At 69.2% G+C, this 20156-nt stretch carries 22 protein-coding genes; 5 read left to right on the top strand and 17 right to left on the bottom strand.

Annotation, left to right across the window (positions count from 1 at the left end):
• Positions 1 to 72: 72 nt before the first annotated feature.
• Positions 73 to 3522 carry an efflux RND transporter permease subunit gene (locus tag AC5JJ2_RS12285; protein ID WP_495858279.1) on the bottom strand — a complete coding sequence of 1150 codons (3450 nt, stop codon included), beginning with the start codon at positions 3520 to 3522 and terminating at the stop codon, positions 73 to 75.
• Positions 3523 to 3555: 33 nt separating this feature from the next.
• Positions 3556 to 5115, bottom strand: coding sequence for a hypothetical protein (locus tag AC5JJ2_RS12280; protein WP_495858278.1), 1560 nt, complete (start codon positions 5113 to 5115; stop codon positions 3556 to 3558).
• 118 nt (positions 5116 to 5233) lie between these two features.
• Here AC5JJ2_RS12280 and AC5JJ2_RS12275 point away from each other — a divergent pair, with 118 nt between their 5' ends.
• Positions 5234 to 5431 (top strand): DNA gyrase inhibitor YacG, encoded by a 198-nt coding sequence (locus tag AC5JJ2_RS12275; protein WP_495858277.1) that lies wholly within the window; start codon positions 5234 to 5236, stop codon positions 5429 to 5431.
• Positions 5432 to 5466: 35 nt separating this feature from the next.
• Here the strand turns inward: AC5JJ2_RS12275 and AC5JJ2_RS12270 are convergent, their stop codons facing one another.
• The 5 genes from AC5JJ2_RS12270 to AC5JJ2_RS12250 form a co-directional block, all read right to left on the bottom strand.
• On the bottom strand, positions 5467 to 5829 hold the full coding sequence (locus tag AC5JJ2_RS12270) for a YegP family protein (RefSeq protein WP_495858276.1): 363 nt from the start codon (positions 5827 to 5829) through the stop codon (positions 5467 to 5469).
• 86 nt (positions 5830 to 5915) lie between these two features.
• Positions 5916 to 6092, bottom strand: coding sequence for a hypothetical protein (locus tag AC5JJ2_RS12265; RefSeq protein WP_495858275.1), 177 nt, complete (start codon positions 6090 to 6092; stop codon positions 5916 to 5918).
• 19 nt (positions 6093 to 6111) lie between these two features.
• The gene (gene gatA / locus AC5JJ2_RS12260) at positions 6112 to 7572 is read right to left on the bottom strand and encodes an Asp-tRNA(Asn)/Glu-tRNA(Gln) amidotransferase subunit GatA (protein WP_495858274.1); all 1461 of its coding nucleotides are present in this window, start codon (positions 7570 to 7572) and stop codon (positions 6112 to 6114) included.
• Positions 7573 to 7687: 115 nt separating this feature from the next.
• Entirely contained in the window at positions 7688 to 7996 is a 309-nt protein-coding gene (gatC, locus tag AC5JJ2_RS12255) for an Asp-tRNA(Asn)/Glu-tRNA(Gln) amidotransferase subunit GatC (RefSeq protein ID WP_495858273.1), read from the bottom strand.
• Positions 7997 to 8081: 85 nt separating this feature from the next.
• The gene (locus AC5JJ2_RS12250) at positions 8082 to 8345 is read right to left on the bottom strand and encodes a large ribosomal subunit protein bL28 (protein ID WP_495858272.1); all 264 of its coding nucleotides are present in this window, start codon (positions 8343 to 8345) and stop codon (positions 8082 to 8084) included.
• Between the two features lie 278 nt (positions 8346 to 8623).
• Between AC5JJ2_RS12250 and rho the strand changes: the two genes are divergently transcribed.
• Entirely contained in the window at positions 8624 to 9781 is a 1158-nt protein-coding gene (gene rho / locus AC5JJ2_RS12245; protein WP_495858271.1) for a transcription termination factor Rho, read from the top strand.
• 61 nt (positions 9782 to 9842) lie between these two features.
• Here rho and AC5JJ2_RS12240 read toward each other — a convergent pair whose 3' ends face one another.
• From AC5JJ2_RS12240 to AC5JJ2_RS12225, 4 genes are all read right to left on the bottom strand, one after another.
• On the bottom strand, positions 9843 to 10502 hold the full coding sequence (locus AC5JJ2_RS12240; protein WP_495858270.1) for a TFIIB-type zinc ribbon-containing protein: 660 nt from the start codon (positions 10500 to 10502) through the stop codon (positions 9843 to 9845).
• 93 nt (positions 10503 to 10595) lie between these two features.
• Positions 10596 to 11213 carry a hypothetical protein gene (locus AC5JJ2_RS12235; protein WP_495858269.1) on the bottom strand — a complete coding sequence of 206 codons (618 nt, stop codon included), beginning with the start codon at positions 11211 to 11213 and terminating at the stop codon, positions 10596 to 10598.
• Positions 11214 to 11309: 96 nt separating this feature from the next.
• Positions 11310 to 12002 (bottom strand): YggS family pyridoxal phosphate-dependent enzyme, encoded by a 693-nt coding sequence (locus tag AC5JJ2_RS12230; protein ID WP_495858268.1) that lies wholly within the window; start codon positions 12000 to 12002, stop codon positions 11310 to 11312.
• Positions 12003 to 12055: 53 nt separating this feature from the next.
• On the bottom strand, positions 12056 to 12400 hold the full coding sequence (locus AC5JJ2_RS12225; RefSeq protein ID WP_495858298.1) for a histidine triad nucleotide-binding protein: 345 nt from the start codon (positions 12398 to 12400) through the stop codon (positions 12056 to 12058).
• Positions 12401 to 12451: 51 nt separating this feature from the next.
• Here AC5JJ2_RS12225 and AC5JJ2_RS12220 point away from each other — a divergent pair, with 51 nt between their 5' ends.
• Positions 12452 to 13297: a ribonuclease H family protein gene (locus tag AC5JJ2_RS12220; RefSeq protein WP_495858267.1), complete on the top strand. Its 846-nt coding sequence runs from the start codon at positions 12452 to 12454 to the stop codon at positions 13295 to 13297.
• 90 nt (positions 13298 to 13387) lie between these two features.
• Here AC5JJ2_RS12220 and AC5JJ2_RS12215 read toward each other — a convergent pair whose 3' ends face one another.
• Both AC5JJ2_RS12215 and AC5JJ2_RS12210 read right to left on the bottom strand, forming a co-directional pair.
• Entirely contained in the window at positions 13388 to 15682 is a 2295-nt protein-coding gene (locus AC5JJ2_RS12215) for a ribonuclease R family protein (protein WP_495858266.1), read from the bottom strand.
• Positions 15683 to 15692: 10 nt separating this feature from the next.
• Entirely contained in the window at positions 15693 to 16073 is a 381-nt protein-coding gene (locus tag AC5JJ2_RS12210) for a rhodanese-like domain-containing protein (protein WP_495858265.1), read from the bottom strand.
• Between the two features lie 129 nt (positions 16074 to 16202).
• On the opposite strand from AC5JJ2_RS12210, the gene AC5JJ2_RS12205 reads away from it, so the two are divergent.
• Positions 16203 to 16523, top strand: coding sequence for a hypothetical protein (locus AC5JJ2_RS12205; RefSeq protein WP_495858264.1), 321 nt, complete (start codon positions 16203 to 16205; stop codon positions 16521 to 16523).
• Positions 16524 to 16536: 13 nt separating this feature from the next.
• On the opposite strand, the gene AC5JJ2_RS12200 is transcribed toward AC5JJ2_RS12205, so the two are convergent.
• On the bottom strand, positions 16537 to 16965 hold the full coding sequence (locus tag AC5JJ2_RS12200) for a cupin domain-containing protein (protein WP_495858263.1): 429 nt from the start codon (positions 16963 to 16965) through the stop codon (positions 16537 to 16539).
• Between the two features lie 146 nt (positions 16966 to 17111).
• Between AC5JJ2_RS12200 and AC5JJ2_RS12195 the strand changes: the two genes are divergently transcribed.
• The gene (locus AC5JJ2_RS12195; RefSeq protein WP_495858262.1) at positions 17112 to 18047 is read left to right on the top strand and encodes an amidohydrolase family protein; all 936 of its coding nucleotides are present in this window, start codon (positions 17112 to 17114) and stop codon (positions 18045 to 18047) included.
• Here AC5JJ2_RS12195 and AC5JJ2_RS12190 read toward each other — a convergent pair.
• From AC5JJ2_RS12190 to AC5JJ2_RS12180, 3 genes are all read right to left on the bottom strand, one after another.
• Positions 18038 to 18571, bottom strand: a complete 534-nt coding sequence (locus tag AC5JJ2_RS12190; protein WP_495858261.1) for a hypothetical protein — start codon at positions 18569 to 18571, stop codon at positions 18038 to 18040. The genes AC5JJ2_RS12195 and AC5JJ2_RS12190 overlap by 10 nt on opposite strands.
• A gap of 55 nt (positions 18572 to 18626) precedes the next feature.
• A complete protein-coding gene (locus tag AC5JJ2_RS12185; RefSeq protein WP_495858260.1) occupies positions 18627 to 18977 on the bottom strand; it encodes a hypothetical protein in 351 nt (116 codons plus the stop codon).
• 131 nt (positions 18978 to 19108) lie between these two features.
• The gene (locus tag AC5JJ2_RS12180) at positions 19109 to 20008 is read right to left on the bottom strand and encodes an AraC family transcriptional regulator (RefSeq protein WP_495858259.1); all 900 of its coding nucleotides are present in this window, start codon (positions 20006 to 20008) and stop codon (positions 19109 to 19111) included.
• Positions 20009 to 20156 lie beyond the last annotated feature (148 nt).

Genomic DNA, 20156 nt, shown 5'->3' with positions numbered 1-20156 from the left:
CGGGGGCTTCCTAACGGCGAACGGCACGGCGTAAGCGTGCCGGTGTGGGCCTGTGTGTAGAGACCGGCACGCTTACGCCGTGCCGTTCGCCTGAACCGGCTTCTCGGCGTGGGCGGTTCCGTTCGCCGACGGTACGGGCAACTCCGGCTTCGTCTCCGGTTCCGGTTCGCTCATGGCGAACAGCCCGCGGAACCGCTCGACCAGCACGTAGAAGACCGGGACCATCACCAGCGTCACGAGCGTGCTGAGTACGATGCCGCCGATGATGCCGCGGGCCATCGGCGCTCGCGTCTCGGCCCCCGGCCCGAATCCGATCGCCGCCGGGACCGCGCCGGCCACGCACGCCAGGCTCGTCATCAGGATCGGCCTCAGCCGGTCGCGGCCGGCCTGGACCACGGCCGCGGGCGGGTCCAGCCCGGCAGCCCGCTGGCGGTTCGCGGCATCGACCAGGATGATCGAGTTCTTCTTCACCAGCCCCATCAGTAGGATCATGCCGATGAGCGACATCATGTTCAGCGTGTCGCCGGTGAGGTAGAGCGTGACGAGCGCCCCGGTCGCGGCGAACGGCAGGGCCAGCAGCACCGTGAACGGGTGGACGAACGACGCGAACTGCACCGCGAGGATGCCGTACACGACGAGGATGCCGAGCGCCAGCGCGAAGACGAGGCCGTTGATCGTCTCCCGCATCGCGGAGGCGTTGCCCAGCTCGACGGCCTCGTAGTCCTCGCCGGGCAGGACGCGCTTCGCGATCTCCTGGCACGCCGCGACCGCCTCGCCCTGCGACACGCCGGGGGCGGGCGTCGCGGTGATCTCGATGGCCCGCTGGTGCTTGAAGCGATTGAGAACGGGCAGCGTCGCCTGCGGTTGCAGATCGACCACGTCACGGAGGGGAACGAGCTTGTCCACGCCGACGCGGACCGGCACGGTGTCGAGGTCGGCCGGCACGTCCCGCTGGCCGGCGGCGAGCTTGATCCGCACGTCATAGCGGCGTCCATTGTCTGTATACTTCGCGATCTTCTGCCCGCCGACCATGAGCGACAGCGACTCCGCGACGCGGCCGACCGGGGCGTTGAGCCGGCCGAGCTTCACGCGGTTCGGGATGACCCGCTGCTCCGTCTTGCCGGGCCGGTAGTTGCAGTCCACGTCCGCGACCATGCCGCTGGCCCGCATCTCCTCCATCATCGTGTTCGCGAGGTGCGGCAACTCCGCCCAGTCGCCGCGGATCGCGAAGTCGATCGGGTCACCCCGCTGGGCGGTGAACCCCTCCTGCGACAGATCCCGCATCACGACGCGGATGTCGCCGAGGCCCTGCAAGTTGGCGCGAATCTCGCCCATGATGTCCTGCTGCGACTTCACGCGCTCGTTCTTCGGGATCAGGTTCACGAAGATGTCTGCCTCGAAAATGAGCTGCCCGTTCTCGCTGCCGGCGGTCGTGAGGACGCCGGCCACGTCGTCGCGGGTGAGGAGCGTTTCCTCGCACTCGCGGAGCAGTTCCTTCACCTGCTCGATGTTGGAATCGACGGGGCAAACCACGTGCACGACGAACCGGCTCTGGTCCTCGCTGGGGATGAGTTCGCGGCCGAGGACGTTGTTCGCGAGCATCCACACGGCGACGCCACCGATCCCGGCCCCGACGATCAGCACCAGCGCCGGCACGCGGAGCGAGAACTTCAGGACGCGCAGGTAAACGGCGGTCAGCCCCCGCATGAGCAGATCGACGGGGTAGACGAGGAACGGCGTCAGTAGGAACTTGTCGATCAGCGCGTAGACTTGGTGCCCCCGCGTGGCGAGCAGGAACCCGACGAGGAACGCGACCGGCAGGGCGTACTCGGTACCGAGTACCGAGTACACGGTACTCAGTACGGGGTACTCGGTACGCAGGTGGGGGAGCTGCGAGAGCACGAACTTGGCGGCAGCGGTCAGCGCGAGGAACGCGAGGCCGGCGACGCCGCCGAGCGTCCACTTGCGGCGGCGCGGGATCGGGACGCGGAACCCGTGTTTCACGTCCAGGAACAGCGCGCACAGCATTGGCGTGAGCGTCAGCGCGGACACGAGGGACAGCAGCACCGCGACGCCGACGGTCACGCCGAACTGGAAGAAGAACCGGCCGACCGTGCCGGACAGGAACGCGACCGGAAGGAAGATCGCCACGATGGACAGCGTCGCCGCCACCGCCGCGAAGCTGATTTCGCGCGCGCCCAAGAGCGCGGCGCGGAGGCGGGACAGCCCCTGCTCGCGGCGGCGGTAGATGTTCTCCAGCACTAGAATCGCGTCATCGACGACGACGCCGACGGACAGCGACAGGGCGAGCAGCGTCATCAGGTTGATCGTGAACGGCGGGCGGCCGAATAACTTCATCCCATAGTTCACGACGAAGAACGTGCCGACGAGGGATGTCGGAATGGAAAGACAGACGTTGAGCGTCGTGCCGAGGGAGCCGAGGAACAGGAAGCAGACGAGGGCCGTCAGCAGCACGCCGAGGACGAGGGTGAGCTTCATCTCCTCCACGTTCTCGCGGACGAACACGGAGTAGTCGATGGGGACGTGCATCTCCACGCCGGGCGGCAGCATCCGGGTCAGCTTCGGCATCTCCGCCTTCACGTGCTCGCAGACGGCGACGAGGTTCCCGCCGATGGCCTTCCGCACGCCGACCGCGACCGCCGGCCGGCCGTTGTAGCGCGCGACGCTCCGCTCGTCCTCGGTGCCGTCCTCGATGCTCGACGTCAGGTCCGCGAGGTAGATCGCCTGCCCGTTCCGCCGGGCGATGAGAATGCGCTTGAACTCGTCGATGGAGTAGGCCTCGCCCATCGCGCGAACGTTCGCCTCGATCATCCGGCTGGTGATCGTGCCGGCGGGCAGCTCCTGGTGCTGCTGCTGGATCGCGGTGCGAATCTCGGCGGCCGTCAGGTTGTACGACCACATCTTTTTCGTGTCGAGCCAGATGCGGACGTTGCGGGCGCGAAGCCCGGCGAACTGCACGCCGCCCACGTCCTGGATCGCCGCGATCGCTTGCTTGAACTCCTTCTCCGCGAAGTCGCAAATCTTGCCGTGCGGCACGCTCGAACTCGACAGCGTGATCCACAGCACCGGCAGGTTGTTCGGGTTCAGCTTCAGGATGACCGGCTGCTCGATCTCCCGCGGGAGCTTCCGCCTCGCGGCCGATACGACGTTCTGCACGTCCTGCATGGCGATGTCGATGTCGCGGTCGAGCCGGAAGAAGATGTTGACCTGGCTGACGCCCTGGTAGCTCTGCGAGGCGACGTAATCGACCCCCTCGACGCCGGACACGGCGTCCTCGACCACGTCGGTCACGTCGCCGTCCATCACGTCCGGGGACGCCCCTTCGAGCGCGATCACGACGGAGACGACGGGGAAGTCCACCTCCGGGAATTGGCTGACGCCCATGCCGGAGTAGCCGAGGTAGCCGAAGACGAGCATGGCGGCGGCGAGCATGACCGCGAACACGGGGTTGCGGATGCTCAGGTCCGCGAGGCCGCGGCCGGGTCGTGCCGAGTCGTGCATGAGGAGAGAAGCCGCCGGTGAGGAACCGTCATTCTACTCGCGCCCCGGCTTCCGCCGCCAGACCTCGATCCCGCGAATGGTCGCGACCGGTTGGTAGTGCGTGCGGATGGCGGCCGGGATGCAGCCCCACTGCGGGACGCGGTCCCACTCGACCGGCCGCCACACGACGACGGCGTCCGGGCTGGCCCGCAGCTCGTCGGCGAACGCGACGTGGTCGTGCCGGCCGACGACGATCACCCACGCCATCGACTCCGCGTGCAGCGGCGACCGCCGGCCGGTCGGGCCGTTGAGCGCCGTCGGGCCGAGCAGCAAGTTCGCCACCGGCGTGTCCGGCGACGTGTTCTCCCGGAGGTACGCCAGCACGTCGCGGGTTTCCGCCCACGGGTAGACGAACAGGCCGTGGATGCTCTCCACGGTGTACCCCGGCGGGTGGTACTGGTCCGACGGCCGGCCGACGAGTTCCCGCCACGCCTTCGTCGCGCGCGGGAGGCTGCAGAACTTCGGCTTCGGCACGATCACACAACCGATCAGCGCGACGGCGACGGCCAGCCGGGCGAGCGGCGGCCACGAAGACTTCAGCACCGCCGCCAGCGGGGCCATCGCCGCGACGACGAGCGTGACGCGGAACGGCTGCCGACAATACTCGTGCGGGTGCGGGCTGATCGTCAGCCAGAAGCTGACCCCGGCGAGCGCGAGCCACGCCCACCGCCACCGCCGGTCCCGGACGAGGGCGAGCGTCGCCGCCAGCACGCCGAGGAACCCGCCGGTCAGCCCTTGCTTCCACCAGTCGGCCCACCGGTCGTTCGGCACGTCGCGGTAGATGCCGTGCTTGCGGATGCTCCGCATCTCCCGGACGAAGTCGTCGAACAGGCCGTTCGCAAACAGCGGGAGGAACAGCAGGAGGAGCGACGCCGCGTAAGCCGCGGCCCACTTCAACATCGTTCGCCACCCGCCCAGCGCCGCGGCCATCGCCGGCAGGAAGAAGATCGTTTGCGGGCGGAAGGAACTGCCGAGCGCGAACAGCGCCGCCGAGCCGACCAGCCACGGGAGGCGGACGTTCTCCCGCCCGGCAACGGCGAGGACCGCGAGCAGCACGAACGCCGTCGCCTGCCAATCCCGCTGCGCGGCCTGCGTGAAATCGTGCATGGCGTGGTAGCTCACGAGTGCCGCCGCCGCCGCCACGCCGGGGAGATACCAGCCCAATCGCAAACGGGACCACGCGACGCAGCTGCCGGCGACGACGACCAACAGCGCGGCGTCGGCGGCGTAGACGGACCACACGTTCCCCCAGCCGAAGACGTGGCCGTAGGCCCACGCCTGGTAGATCGGGCCGGGGAAGTTCGTCGTCGGCCGGTCGCGGTACGGCCGCTCGCCGGCGTCCCACGATTGGGCGAGGGCGGCGAACACGTCGTGGTCCACCCACATCGGCCACGTCAGGTAGCCGGGCAACCAAATGAGGAAGACGGCGACGGCGAACAGCCCGACGAGCCGGGTGACGGCCCCGGCGAGCAGCCACTCGGCGAGGGCGTTCGGCCGGGACCGCCCGACGCCCGGCACGGGGAACTGTCGGGAGAGCAACGCGATCGTCCGCATGGCCGACGGTGATACCCCGGCCCGGTTCCGGGCGTCAACCGGGATTCGGCCTCGCGCCGACCGGCGGGGCCGGTGGTAGAATGGCAAACGTGGTATGACGAAAGTGGAGCGCGGACCGATGGCGACGGCGAAGAAAGTGACCTGCCCGATCTGCTCGTCGGCGATGCCCGGCGACTGGTCCGAGTACCCGGACTACCCGTTCTGCACGAAGCGGTGCCGGCTGATCGACCTCGGCCGGTGGCTCGGCGAGGACTACCGCGTCCCGGAGAAGCAGTCCGACGACCGGTCGTCCCCGGCGCGGCCGGACGAGGAATGAAAAAGCCCCGCCGACCTCGGCGGGGCTTGTCGGTGTTACTTCTCGCCGGCCGGTTCCGTCGGCTTCACGCTATTGAGGATGCCCTTCAGCTCCTCGACCGCCTTCTCGGCGTCCGCCTTCGTTTCCCAGTTCAGTTGCGGCAGCGGCATCGCGATCGTCTTGCCGTCCGCGTTCATGACCTTGTACCGCCACTTCCCCTTGTCGTTCTTGTACACCTCGATCGTGCCCTTCCCGGCCGCGGCGGCGGGCTTGTCGTCGGCCTTCTTCTTCGTGTCGTCGGCCTTCTTCTTCGTGTCGGCCTTCTTGGCGTCCTTCTTTTCCTGGGCGAACGTCCCGGTCCCGACCGCCGTGACGGCGAGCGCGGACATCAGGGCCAGGGAGCGAACGAACTTGGTCATCGGTGGGAACCTCACGGGTGGGGGATGTGAACTCCCGCATTATCGCGGGGCCGCGGGCGGTTCGCAACGAAATCCCGGCCGGCCGGCTACCGGGAATCGTCGGGCCGGTGCGTCCCGTTTCGGCTGGGCGGGCTGGCGAAGGTGGACCGGCGGTTCCGCGCGTCCGCCCGCCGCAGGGCGCGGACGGCGACGAACAGCATCAGCGGCACGGCGACGAGCGAGAGCGCGAGCAAGAGGAATGGGAGCAGTTCCGAGAGGGTCATGCCACATACTACAACGGGATCACACCGCCGGCCGCTTCGTGTGCCAGTCGGTGACGGCCTCGTACATGCGGGCGATCCGCAGCATCCGCTCCTCGTCGAACGGCGGGGAGAGCAGCTGCAGGCCGATCGGCAGGTTGCCCGTCGTGAACCCGCACGGGATGCTGAGGCCGGCGATGCCGGCCAGGTTGCACGAGATCGTGTAGATGTCGCTCAGGTACATCGCCAGCGGGTCGTCGCTCTTCTCGCCCTTCCTGAACGCCGCCGTCGGGGCCGTCGGCCCCATGATGACGTCGCACCGCTCGAACGCCGCGTCGAAGTCGTTCTTGATGAGCCGGCGGACCTTGAGAGCCTTGTGATAATACTGGTCGGCGTACCCGCTGCTGAGGGCGTACGTGCCGAGCATGATCCGCCGCTGGACCTCCTTGCCGAACCCCTCGCCGCGGGACTTGGCGTAGGTGGCGATCAGGTCGGCCTTCTGCTTCGTGCGGTGGCCGTAGTGCATGCCGTCGAACCGGGCGAGGTTCGACGACGCCTCGGCCGTCGCCACGATGTAGTAGACCGCCACCGCGTAGTTCGAGTGCGGCAGCGACACGTCCACCAGCTTCGCCCCGAGCCTCTCGTACTCCTTCAGCGCGGCGCGGATCGCACCTTCCACTTCGGAATCGAGGCCCTGGCCGAAGAACTCCTTCGGCACGCCGATGCGGAGGCCGTCTACTTTCTGGTTCAGCGTCTTCGTGTACGCCGGGACGGGCTGGTCCACGCTCGTCGCGTCGTGCGGGTCGTGGCCGGCGATGATCTCCATCAGCAGGGCGTTGTCGTACACGTCGTGGGTGAACGGGCCGATCTGGTCGAGGGACGACGCGAACGCGATCATCCCGTACCGGCTGACGCGGCCGTAGGTCGGCTTGATGCCGACGATGCCGCAGAGGCTCGCGGGTTGGCGGATCGACCCGCCGGTGTCCGTGCCGAGGCTGACCGGGGCGAGGCACGCGGCCACGGCCGCCGCCGACCCGCCGGACGACCCGCCGGGGATGCGGTCGAGGTCCCACGGGTTGCGGGTCGTCTGGTAGGCGCTGTTCTCGGTGGACGACCCCATCGCGAACTCGTCCATGTTCGTCTTGCCGATCAGCACCGCGTCGGCGGCCTTCAGCCGCGTGATGACCGTCGCGTCGTAGGGCGGGACGAAGTTCTCCAGAATCTTGCTGCTGCACGTCGTGGTGACGCCCTTGGTGCAGAGCACGTCCTTGATGGCGACCGGCACGCCGGCGAGCGGGCCGAGCTTCGCGCCGGCCTTCCGCTTCGCGTCCACGGCCGCGGCCTGGGCCTTCGCGCCGTCGGCCTCGACCCGCATGAACGCCCGGACCTTCGGCTCGCGGGCGGCGACGTTCGCCAGGAACGCGGCGGTGATGTCGGCGGCGGTGGCCTGGCCCGCCGCCTGCAACGCGAGGAGTTCGGCGGCCGTCTTTTCGGTCAGCGACACGGTAGTTCTCGCCCGTCGTGTTCGAGAGGTAAAGAGAGGTTAAGGTACGTCGCGAAGAGGGGCGGTCAATTCGGGTACCGTGTACTCAGTACCGAGTACTCAGTACCGAGTACCGTCAGTGGCTGACCGGCTCGTCAGTGTCGAACACGGCGGGGACGCCGAAGAAGTCCGCCAGCCGGACCGGGGCGTTCGCCATCGCCTCGTCGGGCGTCAGCGATTGGCCGATCACGTCCTCGCGGAAGACGTTCGCCACCGGCAGCGGGTGGGCCAGCGGCTCGACGCCGTCGGTGTTCAGTTGGCCGAGCTGATCGACGTAGTTCAGGATCGCGGAGAGCTGCTGCTGCATCGTCGCGAGGTCGGCGTCGGACATCTCCAGCCGGGCCAGCTTCGCGACCTTGCGGACTTCGTCGAGCGTCAGGGCCATGGAACACCCCCCGTTGGAAATGCCGGGAGCGGAGCGCGGGTCGTCCCGCACTCCGCTCCGATGACTCCGGGCCGCGGCCGGCCGGTCAGACCGCCTGCATGCTGAACGGCTGCCGCTTCATCGGCTTGGCGACCTTGCCGCTGCGGATGCACGCGACGCACACCCGCGCCCGGACGGCCTCGCCCTTCTCGCCGGCGATCTGGATGCTCTGCAGGTTCGGCCGGTACGTCCGGCGGCTGATGCCGGTGATCTTCTTGCCGACCCCGCCGAGGTACTTGGCCTTCCCACGGTACGTCTTCTGGTTGCCCAGCTTCGGCGTCTTCTGGCACACTTCGCAGTGCTGGCCCATGACTCGATTCCTTAGTTCCGGTCGCAATTTCGGAACTATCACTCTAGGGCGCGGCCGGGCGGCGGCAAGGGAACCAGAGGTCGGAGGTCAGAAGTCAGAGGTCAGGAACACCGCACGTGGTTCCACCCCCGATTTCTGACCTCTGACTTCTGACCTCCGATTCCGACTTTTTCCTACCCCCCTCCGCCGCCGTGCCTTACAATCCCTTGCATCCGCGATGGCTCGCCAGCCTTTCCGATCTCGTTGACCTGTGCTTTAGTTCCGGAACCTGATTCGTTATGCAACCGGCCCCCACGTTCCACGGCGTCCTCGAACGCCACCCGCGCGGCTATGGCTTCCTCCGCAGCCCGGCCCGCAACTACCGCAACACGCCGGACGACCCGTACGTCCCCGGCGCGTTCATCGACAAGTTCAACCTCGCGGAAGGGCTGCACATCACCGGGTCGCTGGAACCGCCCCGCCGCGGGCAGGGGCCGCGGCTCGCCGCCATCGAGCAAATCGAGGGGGCCGACCCGAAGGCGTTCCGCCGCCGCGTGTGGGACGAACTCACGGCCGTCGATCCGGGCGTCGCCATCCGGCTGGAGACGACGCCGGACGTGATGACGACCCGCGTCATGGACATGTTCACGCCCATCGGGAAGGGGCAGCGGGGGCTGCTCGTCGCCCCGCCGCGGTCCGGGAAGACGGTGCTGCTGTCGCACATCGCGTCCGCCGTGGCGAAGAACCACCCGGAGATGCACCTCATCATCCTGCTGGTGGACGAACGCCCCGAAGAAGTCACCGAGATGCGGCGGCAGGTGAAGTCGTTCGTCCCGGCCGACGGGGCCGGGGCGGAACGGTTCCAGCTCGTCGCGTCGTCGTCCGACATGGACACCTCCAGCCACGTCCGGCTGGCGGAGTTGTGCGTCGAGCGGGCGAAGCGGCTGACGGAGCAGGGGAAAGACGTGCTCGTCCTCCTCGACAGCCTGACCCGGCTGGCGCGGGCGTACAACAAGCACTCCGGCAACAGCGGCCGGACGATGAGCGGCGGCGTGGACAGCCGGGCGCTCGAAATCCCGAAGCGGCTGTTCGGGTCCGCCCGCGCGTTCGAGGAGGGCGGCACGCTGACGATCCTCGGCACGGCCCTCATCGAGACCGGCAGCCGGATGGACGACGTGATCTTCCAGGAGTTCAAAGGGACGGGCAACATGGAGCTAGTGCTCGACCGCCGCATCGCCGAGAAGCGCATCTACCCGGCGATCGACCTGGGGGCGTCCGGCACGCGGAAGGAAGAGCGGCTGATCGCGCCGGAGAAGCTGGAGCGGATCAACCTGCTGCGGCGGAGCCTGATGCAGATGAAGCCGCCGGAGGCGATGGAGTCGCTCATCAAGCAGCTGGGGAAGACGAAGAGCAACAACGAGTTTTTGGAGACGGTCGGGAAGTTCTTGAAGGGGTAAACACGAAAGCCCAGGCACGGCCGTGCCTGGGCTTTCGTGTTTCAATCAACCCCCACCCACATCAATAATCGTCGTCGTCGTCCCGCGGGCGGCGCATCGGCTTCTTCTTTTTCTTCACCCGCTTCTTCGCCCCGCCGCCGCTCGCCGCGGCCATGATCCCCTTGATGATCGCGACCACGACGGAGATCGCCACGATCACGCCGATGATGATCCACTTGGCCTGCGACGCCCGGCCCGTCGCCGTGTACTTCTTGGACCCGTCCGCCCCCTCCACGTAGTCGAACCGCGTGCCGCAGTGCGGGCAGGACGTGGGGGCGTTCCCCTCGGTGTACGTGATCGTCTTCTTACACTTCGAGCACGTCCCCTCCGTCTGCATCACCATGTTCGGGACGTTCGGCACCCCGGCGTTCGGCATGCCGCCCATGTTCCCCATGCCGCGGTTCGGCATCCCGCCGGCCCGCCCCTCCTGCTCCCCGCCGGGCGGTTGGTTCGGGTTCCCGCCCATCGGCCCGGTCTGCGGCCGCTGGCCGTACCCCGGCGGCGGCTGGTTGTACCCCGGCGGCGGTTGGCTCTGGCCGTAGCCGGGCGGCGGCTGACTCTGGCCGTACCCCGGCGGCCGGCCGCCGGACCCCGGCGGCTGGGCCAACACCAACGGCCCGGCGACGCACATCGCGAACACGGCCAACGGCAGCCACGCCCGCCGACGAGAGGGAGAGTTCATGCCAACGCCCGAAAGAGTAGGGTACGATTATCCAGTGCCCGATTATCCCGCCCGCGGCGCGAAAACACAAGGGAGAATGTCCGCCGCCGGGTATTAGCTCGGCCGGGCGACGGGGACCATCCGCACGGACGGCTCGCCGCACTCCGGGCACGGGAACGGGCCGCCGCCGCGGGTCCCGACCTGCACGCAGTGCCACCCGCCGCAGTGCGGGCACATCCCCGGCGTGTCCACCGCCTCGGCCCGCTCCTTGTACCGCCACCGGACGTACCGGTTCGCCCCGAACTCGATGGTCGTGACGAGCAGCACGCACAGGGCCACGCCGATGCCGGCCCCGACGAACGGGTTCGCGACCAACAGGCCGGACGCGACGCCGAGGACCATCCCCATGCCGGCGATGCCGGCGCACCCGCCGCACCCGATGGCGACGCCGCCGGCCGTCAACCGCCGGTGTTCCGAGACGCGGCCGCAGTCCCGGCAGACGCGGTTCTGCACCTCGACCAGCTGCCCGCCCCAGGCCGTGGACTGGAACGACAGGCCGAACTCTTCCAGCACGAACTCGGCGAACGGGTGGGTGACGACCGGGACCGGCTCGCCGGTCCGCCGCCGGGCGTCCTCGTCGGCGTCGGTCACGAACACGACGAACCCGCCGGGCGAAACCTCCGGGGATTCGTACCCGCAGTGCGAACAGTTGCCGCGAAAGACGAGTGGCATGAGGGGGGCCAACCGGGCGGGCCGCGTCCTGGCCCGTGTAGTCAGATGGTAGCGGAAACGGCGGCCGGGTGCGACGGCAACGGGCGGGGAAAATTTTCACCCCGGCGGCAGCCCCGCGAACAGCGTGCTGCCGACGCGGACGAGCGTGGCCCCCTCCTCGACGGCGACCGCGAAGTCGTTGCTCATCCCCATCGACAGGTGCGGCAGGGGAAGGCCCGTCCGCGTGCGGAGTTGGTCGCGCAGCTCGCGCAGCTCCGCGAACGTCGGCCGGCAGCGCTCGGGGTCGTCGTGGAACGCGGCCATCGTCATGAGGCCGTCCATGCGGACGCCGGGGAGTGACAATGCTTTGTCAGTGATAGCGGGCACGTCCTCGACGCGGAGGCCGCCCTTGTTCTCTTCGCGGGAGCAGTTCACTTCGAGCAGGATCGGTACGGGCACGTCCCGCTTCCGGCCGAACTCGTCGAGGGCGGCGAGCAGCCGGTCCGAATCGACGGAATGAACGAGGCTCACGAGCGGGATCGTCTTGTCGATCTTGTTCCGCTGGAGGTGGCCGATCAAGTGCCACGTCGCGGCGGGCAGCGCGGCCTGCTTCTTCCACAGCTCCTGCGGCCGACTCTCGCCGAAGTCGCGGACGCCGAGGTCGAACAGCACCGCCGCGACCTCCGGCGTGACGGTCTTGCTCACGGCGACGAGCGTCACGTCCTCGCGCCGCCGGCCGCCTCGGGCCGCCGCGGCGGCGATGCGGGCGGTCACGTCCGTCAGGCGCTGGCACAAGATTTCTTTCAACATGGCGGCTAAACGGTTTTGGTTTTCGCTCCGCGCCCCGCGTTCCGAGATCCGCGCTATCCGGGGGGCCACCCCATCGCCCGGCCGCCCATCAGGTGCAGGTGCAAGTGCGGGACCGTTTGCCCGGCCTGCTCGTCGCAGTTGATGACGAGCCGATACCCGGCGGCGAGGCCGAGCTGCTTCGCGAGCCTCACCGCGACGAGGTGGATGTGCCCCATCACGGCCGCGTCGTCGGCCGTCAGGTCGGCGTGCGTGCGGATCACCTTCTTCGGGATGACGAGCACATGAACCGGGGCCTGCGGGTTCACGTCGTGGAACGCGAGGCACCGGTCGTCCTCGTGGACGACCTTCGCGGGGATTTCCTTGTTGATGATCTTCAGGAAGATGTTGTTCGCCATCATCGCCATCGGTATCACCTCCTCGGGTCCCGGAATTATACAGGAACCGGTTTCATGCCCTGGGTGGTCGGAATCGACGAGGCCGGGTACGGCCCGAACCTCGGCCCGCTGGTGCAGGCGGCCGTCGCGCTGCGGCTGCCTGCCGGCGACCTCGCCGGGTGGGAGACGCTGTCGCCGTGGGTCCGCCGGGCGCACGAGCGGGACGACGGGCGGCTGCTCATCGACGACTCGAAGAAGGTGTACGCCGGGCCGCACGGGTTCGCGAGATTGTCGCGCGGGGTTTGCGTCGGGTTCGGGCTGGCGGAACTGACCTCGGAAGCGGAGTGGGAATCGTGGCTCGCCGCCGCGTCGCCATCGACGTTGGAAGCGTACCGCCCCGCGGCCCGAGCCCGGCTCGTGGGACCGCAGCAGTTCAACGCCATCCTTCAGGAGGCCGACTCGAAGGCGGTCGTCCTGTCCCGCGGGCTCATCGGGCTGTTGCGGGAGAAGCTCGCCGGCGTGCCGGGCGACGAGCCGCTGCACGTCGTCTGCGACAAGCAGGGCGGGCGGAACTTCTACGGCCCGTTCCTGCAGGACGCCTTCCCGGACGGGTGGGTCGTCGCCGAGCGGGAGTCGGCGGCCGAGAGCCGCTACCGCGTCGCCGGGCTGGGCCGCGAGGTGACGGTCGTGTTCCGGCCGAAGGCGGACGGCGACTCGGTGTGCGTGGCGCTCGCGTCGATGGTGTGCAAGTACCTGCGGGAGGTCTGCATGATGCAGTTCAACGCGTTCTGGCAGACGCACGTGCCGGGGCTGAAGCCGACGGCCGGGTATCCGGTGGACGCGAAGCGGTTCTACGCGGAGATTCAGCCGGCGATGGAGCGGCTGGGGATTCACCCGGACGCGGTGTGGCGGAAGAAGTAAGTTTGCATTTTTCATTGGTCATTTTGAATTGGTTCAAGGTTTGAAATGGCCGAACCAATTCAAAATGACCAATGAAAAATGCAAAATGAATCAGCGGCGGCCCCGGCCCTTCCGCGGCGGGCGGTCGGCCGACCGAGGCGAGCTTGGTCGCTCGCTCGCCGGATCGCCGGCGAGGCGGAAGTCGAGCATCCGTCGCTGCACGTCCACGCGGGCGACCTCCACCCGCACCCGGTCGCCGAGCCGGTACCGCTTCTTCCGCCGCGCCCCCTCCAGCGCGTGCGACCCCTCGTCGAAGTGGTAGTAGTCGTCCGTCAGGCTCGAAATGTGGACCAGCCCCTCGGCCGGGAAGCGTTCGGCCTGCGCGAAGAACCCGTAGTCCGCGACGCCGGTGATGACGGCGTCCAGCTGCTCGCCCAGCCGCGTGCTGAGGTACTGCAACAGCTTCAACTTCACGAGTTCGCGCTCGGCCGTCTCCGCCCGGCGTTCCAGCCGCGAGCAGTGGTCGCCGAGGATACGCATCTCCGCCTCGTCGGCCGTCACCTTCTTGTGCCGAATCCAGCGGTCGAGCAGCCGGTGAACCACCAGGTCCGGGTAGCGGCGGATCGGCGACGTGAAGTGACAGTAGTGCTGGCTGGCGAGCGCGTAGTGCTCGTCCTGCGTCGGCGAGTACGTCGCCTGCTTCAGGCTGCGGAGCAGGGCGTAGTGGATGGCGGCCCGCTCCGGCTTGTCGGCGGTGAGCCGCAGCAACCGCTGTAGCTCGAACCGGTCCTGCGAGCGTTTCATCGGGTAGCCGAGGATGCGGGCGAAGTCGGCGAACGCGTCGAGCTTCTCCTCCTTCGGGGCCGGGTGGACCCGCCGCAGGAACGGCACGGCGAGCGTCGTCAGGTGCTCGGCCACGGCCTCGTTCGCCGCCAGCATGAACTCCTCGATGACCTGGTGGCTCTCGTCGTTGACCGCGAAGTGCGCCCCGTTCACGAACCCGTTGTCGTCGTACTCGAGGACGGCCTCCGGCATCGACAGCTCCAGCGACCCCCGCTTGATCCGCTTCTTCCGCAGGAGTGCCGCCAGGTCGCGCATCCGCCGCAACATCGCCAGCACGTCCGGGGCAACGTCCGCGGCCGGCTGCTCCTGGGACCGCGGGCGTCCCGCCCGCCCACCTTCCTCTATTGGGGATTCGTCTTGAGCGCCAGCGACCGAAGCGGGCGAGACGCCCGCGGTCCCAGGGGGGCGCTTGCCGTCGAACACGTTGAGGATGCCCTGCACTTCCTCGTAGTGGAACCGCTTCCGCGGCTTGATCGCGCCGTTGAAAATCTGGACGTGCCCCTTCTGCAAGCTCGGGGTGAACTCCATCCGCACCGACTTCACGTACCGGACTTTCCCTTCTTGCAGGCTCGCGAGGCCGTTCGAGATCACCTCCGGGAACATCGGGATGACCTTCCGCGGCAGGTAGATGCTCGTCGCCCGCTTCTTCGCCTCGGCGTCCAGCGGCCCGCCCGGCGGCGCGAAGTGGGCCACGTCCGCGATGTGGACCGTCAGTATCCAGTGCTTCGTCTTCGGGTCGATTTCGACCGAGACGGCGTCGTCGAAGTCGCGGGCGTCGATCGGGTCGATCGTCACGACCAGGTCGCCGGTGAAGTCGGTCCGGCCGAGCAGCTCGTCCTCGCGGAACTTGTCCGCCTGCGACCGCGCCTCTTCGAGCGCCTCCTTCGGGAACTCCTCCGGCAGCCCGAACGCCTTCACGATGGTCAGCAGGTCCACGCCCGGCTGCGTCAGCGGCCCCAGCACCTCCGTGACGACCCCCTCGCCCCGCTCGTCGGCCGTGGGGAACTTCAGCATCTCGACGACGACCTTGTCCTGCGGCTTCACGCCCTTCGCGCCGGGGTCGCCGACGAAGACGCTGTGGCTGAACACGGTCCCGTCCACCCGGACGAACGCCTGCCCGTCCCGCTCGAAGTACGTGCCGACGAACGTGCGGGTGGCCCGCGCCAGCACGCGGATGACCTCGCCGGCCGCGTCCCGCGTGCCGCTCGCCCGGCGGGTGAGTTTCACCATCACCTCGTCGCCGGTGCTGGCGTCCCGCTCCTTCCCCTCGCGGATGAAGACGTCGGCGACGAGCGTCCCGTCGGCGGCGTGCGGCCGGACGTACCCGTGCCCGCTCTTGGTCCGCCGGTACACGCCGACGACCGCCCCGAACTGGTCGGCCGGGCGGAGCTGGTTGTTCTTCCCCTGCTCGATGCGGCCGTCCTTGAGGAGGCCCTTGAGCGTCTTGCGGAACTCGGGGTACGCGGCCTCGCCGACGTTGAGCTTCTTCGCGAGTTGCTTCGGCTTGAGCGGGACGTACCCCTTCCGGGACAGTTCCGCGAGAATGATTGTGGTGTGGTCCATCGTTCGGTTTCTACTTGTCCTTCTCGAACCCGGCCTTCACGAGGTCGGCGAACCCCTGCTTCAGCGGCCGGGCGTCGTAGCCCAACTCCTTGAGCTTCTCGGCCGCCTTCAGGCACCGCTTCCCGGACGCGCAGTGCAGGTAGACCGGCTTGTCCTTCGCGATCTCCTTCGGCAGGTCCGCCGCCTTCGCGTCCTTCAGCTTCGACAGCGGGAACGGGAGCGCGGCCTTCAGGTGGCCGTCGGTCCACTCGTCGTCCTCCCGCACGTCCACCAGGACGGCCTTCTTCTCGGCGACGGCCTTCTTCACGTCGGCCGGCGTGTCCGGCGTGTGGTCGGCCGCGGCCGCGGTCCCGGCGAACGCCACCAGCACGGCCGACAGTAGAACTCGCATCGCGTCACCTCCGGTCGGGGTTTCGGGCCATTCTATACGGGCGCGGCCGGCGCAAGCGCCGCGGCGGTCCGCCGTTCGTAGTCCGGAAGGGCTAAAGTTTGCCCGCCCCACAACCGAGGAGGAGCCACGATGTTTCGCAAGCTAACACTCGCCGCGGTAATCGCGACCGCGACGCTCGCCGGGCTGACCGCCCCGTCCGCGTCGGCCCAAGTCCCGTCCCCGCTGGCCTACCGGGACCGGGACCGCGACCGGGATCGCGACCGCGACCGGGATCGGGATCGTGACCGCGACCGGTGGGTCCGGTACGGGGTGTACGTCCGGCATTACGGCCACTGGCACCTGTACCGCACGTATCGCGACCGGGACGACGCCCGGTGGGCCGAGCGGTACCTCGAACGCCGCGGGTACAGCGCGAAAGTCGAGCGGATCGGCGGCGGGTGGGGGTGGTAACGCCGTCGGCCCCCTACTTCTTGGGTTCCGGGATGACCAACGCCTTCGCGTCCCGCGGGTGGACGACCCACGCCAAGAGGCGCGTCTTCCCCGCGGCCGCCGGGTTCTTCGACACCCGGTGCAGGCAGCCGGCCGGCTCGTAGAACGTCTCGCCGGCCTTCAGCGTCTTGGCCGGGTTGTCGTCGATCGCCCACTCGTACTCGCCCTCGATCACGTACCCGAGCACCGGGCCGGGGTGCCGGTGGGCGGCGCTCGCCTCGCCGGGTCGGAGCGTCACCTCCACGGCCGTCGCCTTCGCCGCCTTGCCGTCCACCTTCTCCGCGATGTCCTGCGCCGACAGCGGCCGGACCCCGGCGGGCGGCTTCTCGTCGTGCCGGGCCGCGGACATCCCGCCGACCGCCAGCCCGATCCCGACCGCCAACACCAGCACGTTGCGCATCATGACAGTCCCTCCGGGAAAAAGTGACGCCCGCGGTTCGCCGCCGAGGGCGGCCGGGCAAGCTCGTGACCGGGCCGAGGAAGATTATGCGGAATCGGCCGCGGCTGGTATGATCCGGGGCGTCCCGTCACGACATCCGGAGACCGCCGATGACGTTCGACCCCCGCCTCACCCGCCGGGCGGCGCTCGCCGCCGCCGCCGGGATCGCCTTGGTTCCGACCGCCACTGCCGAGGAAGATTTGCCGTGGATCGACGCCCATTCGCACGTCTGGCCGCCGGACGCGGACCGGTTCCCGCTCGCCCCCGGCGTCACGAAGAAAGACCTCGACCCGCCGAGCTTCACCGACGACGAGTTGATGAAGTTGGCGCGACCGGAGGGCGTCGGCCGCGTCGTGCTCATCCAGCACTCCGTCTTCCACCTCTGGGACAACTCGTACCTCATCGACGCGGTGAAGCGGCACCCGAAGCGGTTCCGCGTGCAGGGGATGGTGGACGACCACGCCGCCGACCCCGGTGCGGCGATGGCGAAGCTGCTGTCGCTCGGCGTGACCGGGTTCCGGATCACGCCGTTCGTGCGGAAGAAGGACGAGCAACCGACGTGGCTGGACACGCCGGGCATGGCCGCGATGTGGGCGACGGGGGCGAAGACCCGGCAGGCGATGTGCCTGCTCATCAACCCGGCCGACCTGCCGGCGACGGACGCGATGTGCGCGAGACACCCGGACACGCCGGTGGTGATCGACCACTTCGCCCGGATCGGGGCGGACGGCGAAATCCGCGACGCGGACGTGACGGCCTTGTGCAAGCTGGCCCGGCACAAGCACGCGCACGTCAAGGTGTCGGCGTTCTACGCGCTCGGGAAGAAGAAGCCGCCGCACGACGAGTTGATCCCGATGATCCGCCGGCTGCTGGATGCGTTCGGCCCGAATCGGCTGATGTGGGCGAGCGACTCACCGTACCAGGTGCAAGGGGTGAACACGTACAAGGCGTCGATCGGCCTCGTCCGCGACCGGCTGGGCCTGGCGAAGGCGGAACGCGAGTGGCTGCTGGCGAAGACGGCGGCGGCGGTGTTCTTCTACGCCTGACGGTCACCGGTCGCGATGAGGGTGTCCGCCGGGTCGCGCTTCACGTCGAACGCCTGCACCCAGGTCTCCCCGCCGCCCGGCAGGGCGATCCGCACCGCGGCCGTCAGCGGCCGGCGGCCCACCTCCTCCCGGCCGACCACGAACAGGATCGCGGCCGACCGCTTCCACCCGAGCCGCAACAGCCGCGCGGCCGCGGCCTCCGTTCGCGCTTGCCAATCGTCGGCGAGCGTCATGAACTCGGCGAAGAGCCACAAGTGATGCCCCGGTTCGCCGACGCCGCCGACCCGCAGCCCGCCGCGCCCCCCGTCGGCCCCGGCCACGCCCTCGCTGCCGTAGGTCGGGCGGAACTCGACCTCGGCGAACCGGTCGCCGGCCCGCCGACAAGCCAAGTACGCTTCCGCTTCCAGCCACCCGTCGAACGGAACCTCGGCCTCGACCAGGCGGCCCAGGTCGTCGGCCCTTCCGGCCAGGTGATGGCAAACGGTTCGGAAAACGTCGGCCGCGAGTTCGCGCGCGTCGGCCACGGGTACCCCCCATTTGTCCTAGAACGGGGGTCATTGTAGCCGCGGCGGGCGGGTGTCACGACAACAGCGCCGGGACGAACGCGGCGGTCGTGGCCGCCCGGCGCGGCCCCCGCGGGTGGACCGGCCGGCCGACGGCCGGGGCCGGCTCGCGGACGACGGCGTCGATCCGGCACTCCGCGGCGAGCCGCTCGACCCGCTTGGCCAGGTTCGCGTCCGCCGGCTCGTAGGCCGCCATCCGTCGCCCGTCCCGGAGCGCGGCGACCAGTGCGGCCGCGTCGTCGCGGTAGCGGGCGGTGACGACCAGCCGGTCCCCCCGGCGGGCCACCGCCCACGTCACGACCGCGCCGGCGTCCGCCGGCCCGCCGAACAGCAGTTCCAACGTCAACTTCGATTGAACCGGTGACATGACTCGATCCTCCGTCTGTATCGCCCCGACCCGAACGGGTCCGACGGTTCACACGGAGGATACTACCTGGGTGGAAGAGATGACGATAAACCGATGCTCCGGCGTCCTTGCACGATCCTGCACGGGTCGAATCAAACCGCGACCGCGTCCGCCGCGCGGGTGAGGCGGGCGACATCCCGCTGCGGCGGCTGGCCGAACAGCCGGCGGTACTCGCGGCTGAACTGCGACGGGCTTTCGTACCCCACGCGGTACCCCGCCTCGGCCGCGTCCACGCCCTCGGAGAGGAGCAACCGCCGGGCCTCCTGGAGCCGCAGTTGCTTCTGGTACTGGAGCGGGCTGAGGGCCGTGACCGTCTTGAAGTGGTGGTGCAGCGCCGACGCGCTCATGCGGGCCTCGCGGGCCAACGTCTCGATGCGGAACGGCTCGGCGAAGTTCGCCTTCAGCCACCGGATGACGCGGCCGATCCGCTGCGCCTGGCCGTCGGCGGCCGCGATCTGCCGCAGCCGCGTCCCGGCCGGGCCGACGAGCAGCCGGTACGTGATCTCCCGCAGGATCAAGGGCGCGAGGCACCGCACGTCCCGCGGCGTGTCGAGCAGCCGCAACAGCCGCAGGACGGCGTCCCGCAGGCACGACTCGACCGAACAGACGGTCAGCCCCCGTTCCGGCGTGAACCCGCGGAGGGCCGGGCCTTCGTCCGCCAGCAGCTCGCCGACCTGGGCCGTGTCCAGGTCGATCTTCAACCCCAGGTACGGCCGCTCGCGGGTCGCCTCGATCACCTGCCCGGCGACCGGCAGATCGACGGAGACGAGCAGGAAGTGGTTCGGGTCGTACCGGTACACGTCGTCGCCGAGCAGGACCTGCTTGCTCCCCTGGGCGATGACGCAGAACGCCGGCTCGTACACGACCGACATCGGGGCGGACGGCTCGGACGTGCGGAACAGCGTCAGCCGGTCCACGGCCGTCGGGTGGCTGCCGTCGCGGCGGGCGTGCCGCTCGATGAGGCGGCAGAGTTCGTCATCGGGTTCGGGCACGGTTCGCCCTCCGGCGCACGGGATGCTGCTAACTATAGCCGCGCCGGAGTTGCCGGCCGACACCGGCCCGGAGTTTTAGGCAAGGATCGTCGAGGATCGGGCCATCGGCCGCTCCCGGCCGCCGGTAGTATCCCCCGACGCCCCACCC

This window comes from Limnoglobus sp., from assembly GCF_059499385.1.
The sequence above is the reverse complement of the archived record's forward strand: the minus strand, read 5'-3'. Positions and strand labels throughout refer to the sequence as shown.

Bases quoted from the DNA above. Each gene is read 5' to 3' on its own strand.
- AC5JJ2_RS12240 (WP_495858270.1), bottom strand. From the start codon at position 10,502: ATGAACTCTCCCTCTCGTCGGCGGGCGTGGCTGCCGTTGGCCGTGTTC.
- AC5JJ2_RS12275 (WP_495858277.1), top strand. From the start codon at position 5,234: ATGGCGACGGCGAAGAAAGTGACCTGCCCGATCTGCTCGTCGGCGATG.
- AC5JJ2_RS12185 (WP_495858260.1), bottom strand. From the start codon at position 18,977: ATGTCACCGGTTCAATCGAAGTTGACGTTGGAACTGCTGTTCGGCGGG.
- gatC (WP_495858273.1), bottom strand. From the start codon at position 7,996: ATGGCCCTGACGCTCGACGAAGTCCGCAAGGTCGCGAAGCTGGCCCGG.
- AC5JJ2_RS12235 (WP_495858269.1), bottom strand. From the start codon at position 11,213: ATGCCACTCGTCTTTCGCGGCAACTGTTCGCACTGCGGGTACGAATCC.
- AC5JJ2_RS12225 (WP_495858298.1), bottom strand. From the start codon at position 12,400: ATGATGGCGAACAACATCTTCCTGAAGATCATCAACAAGGAAATCCCC.
- AC5JJ2_RS12220 (WP_495858267.1), top strand. From the start codon at position 12,452: ATGCCCTGGGTGGTCGGAATCGACGAGGCCGGGTACGGCCCGAACCTC.
- AC5JJ2_RS12265 (WP_495858275.1), bottom strand. From the start codon at position 6,092: ATGACCCTCTCGGAACTGCTCCCATTCCTCTTGCTCGCGCTCTCGCTC.
- AC5JJ2_RS12215 (WP_495858266.1), bottom strand. From the start codon at position 15,682: ATGGACCACACCACAATCATTCTCGCGGAACTGTCCCGGAAGGGGTAC.
- AC5JJ2_RS12200 (WP_495858263.1), bottom strand. From the start codon at position 16,965: ATGATGCGCAACGTGCTGGTGTTGGCGGTCGGGATCGGGCTGGCGGTC.
- AC5JJ2_RS12205 (WP_495858264.1), top strand. From the start codon at position 16,203: ATGTTTCGCAAGCTAACACTCGCCGCGGTAATCGCGACCGCGACGCTC.
- AC5JJ2_RS12250 (WP_495858272.1), bottom strand. From the start codon at position 8,345: ATGGGCCAGCACTGCGAAGTGTGCCAGAAGACGCCGAAGCTGGGCAAC.
- AC5JJ2_RS12280 (WP_495858278.1), bottom strand. From the start codon at position 5,115: ATGCGGACGATCGCGTTGCTCTCCCGACAGTTCCCCGTGCCGGGCGTC.
- AC5JJ2_RS12270 (WP_495858276.1), bottom strand. From the start codon at position 5,829: ATGACCAAGTTCGTTCGCTCCCTGGCCCTGATGTCCGCGCTCGCCGTC.
- AC5JJ2_RS12195 (WP_495858262.1), top strand. From the start codon at position 17,112: ATGACGTTCGACCCCCGCCTCACCCGCCGGGCGGCGCTCGCCGCCGCC.
- AC5JJ2_RS12210 (WP_495858265.1), bottom strand. From the start codon at position 16,073: ATGCGAGTTCTACTGTCGGCCGTGCTGGTGGCGTTCGCCGGGACCGCG.
- AC5JJ2_RS12230 (WP_495858268.1), bottom strand. From the start codon at position 12,002: ATGTTGAAAGAAATCTTGTGCCAGCGCCTGACGGACGTGACCGCCCGC.
- AC5JJ2_RS12285 (WP_495858279.1), bottom strand. From the start codon at position 3,522: ATGCACGACTCGGCACGACCCGGCCGCGGCCTCGCGGACCTGAGCATC.
- rho (WP_495858271.1), top strand. From the start codon at position 8,624: ATGCAACCGGCCCCCACGTTCCACGGCGTCCTCGAACGCCACCCGCGC.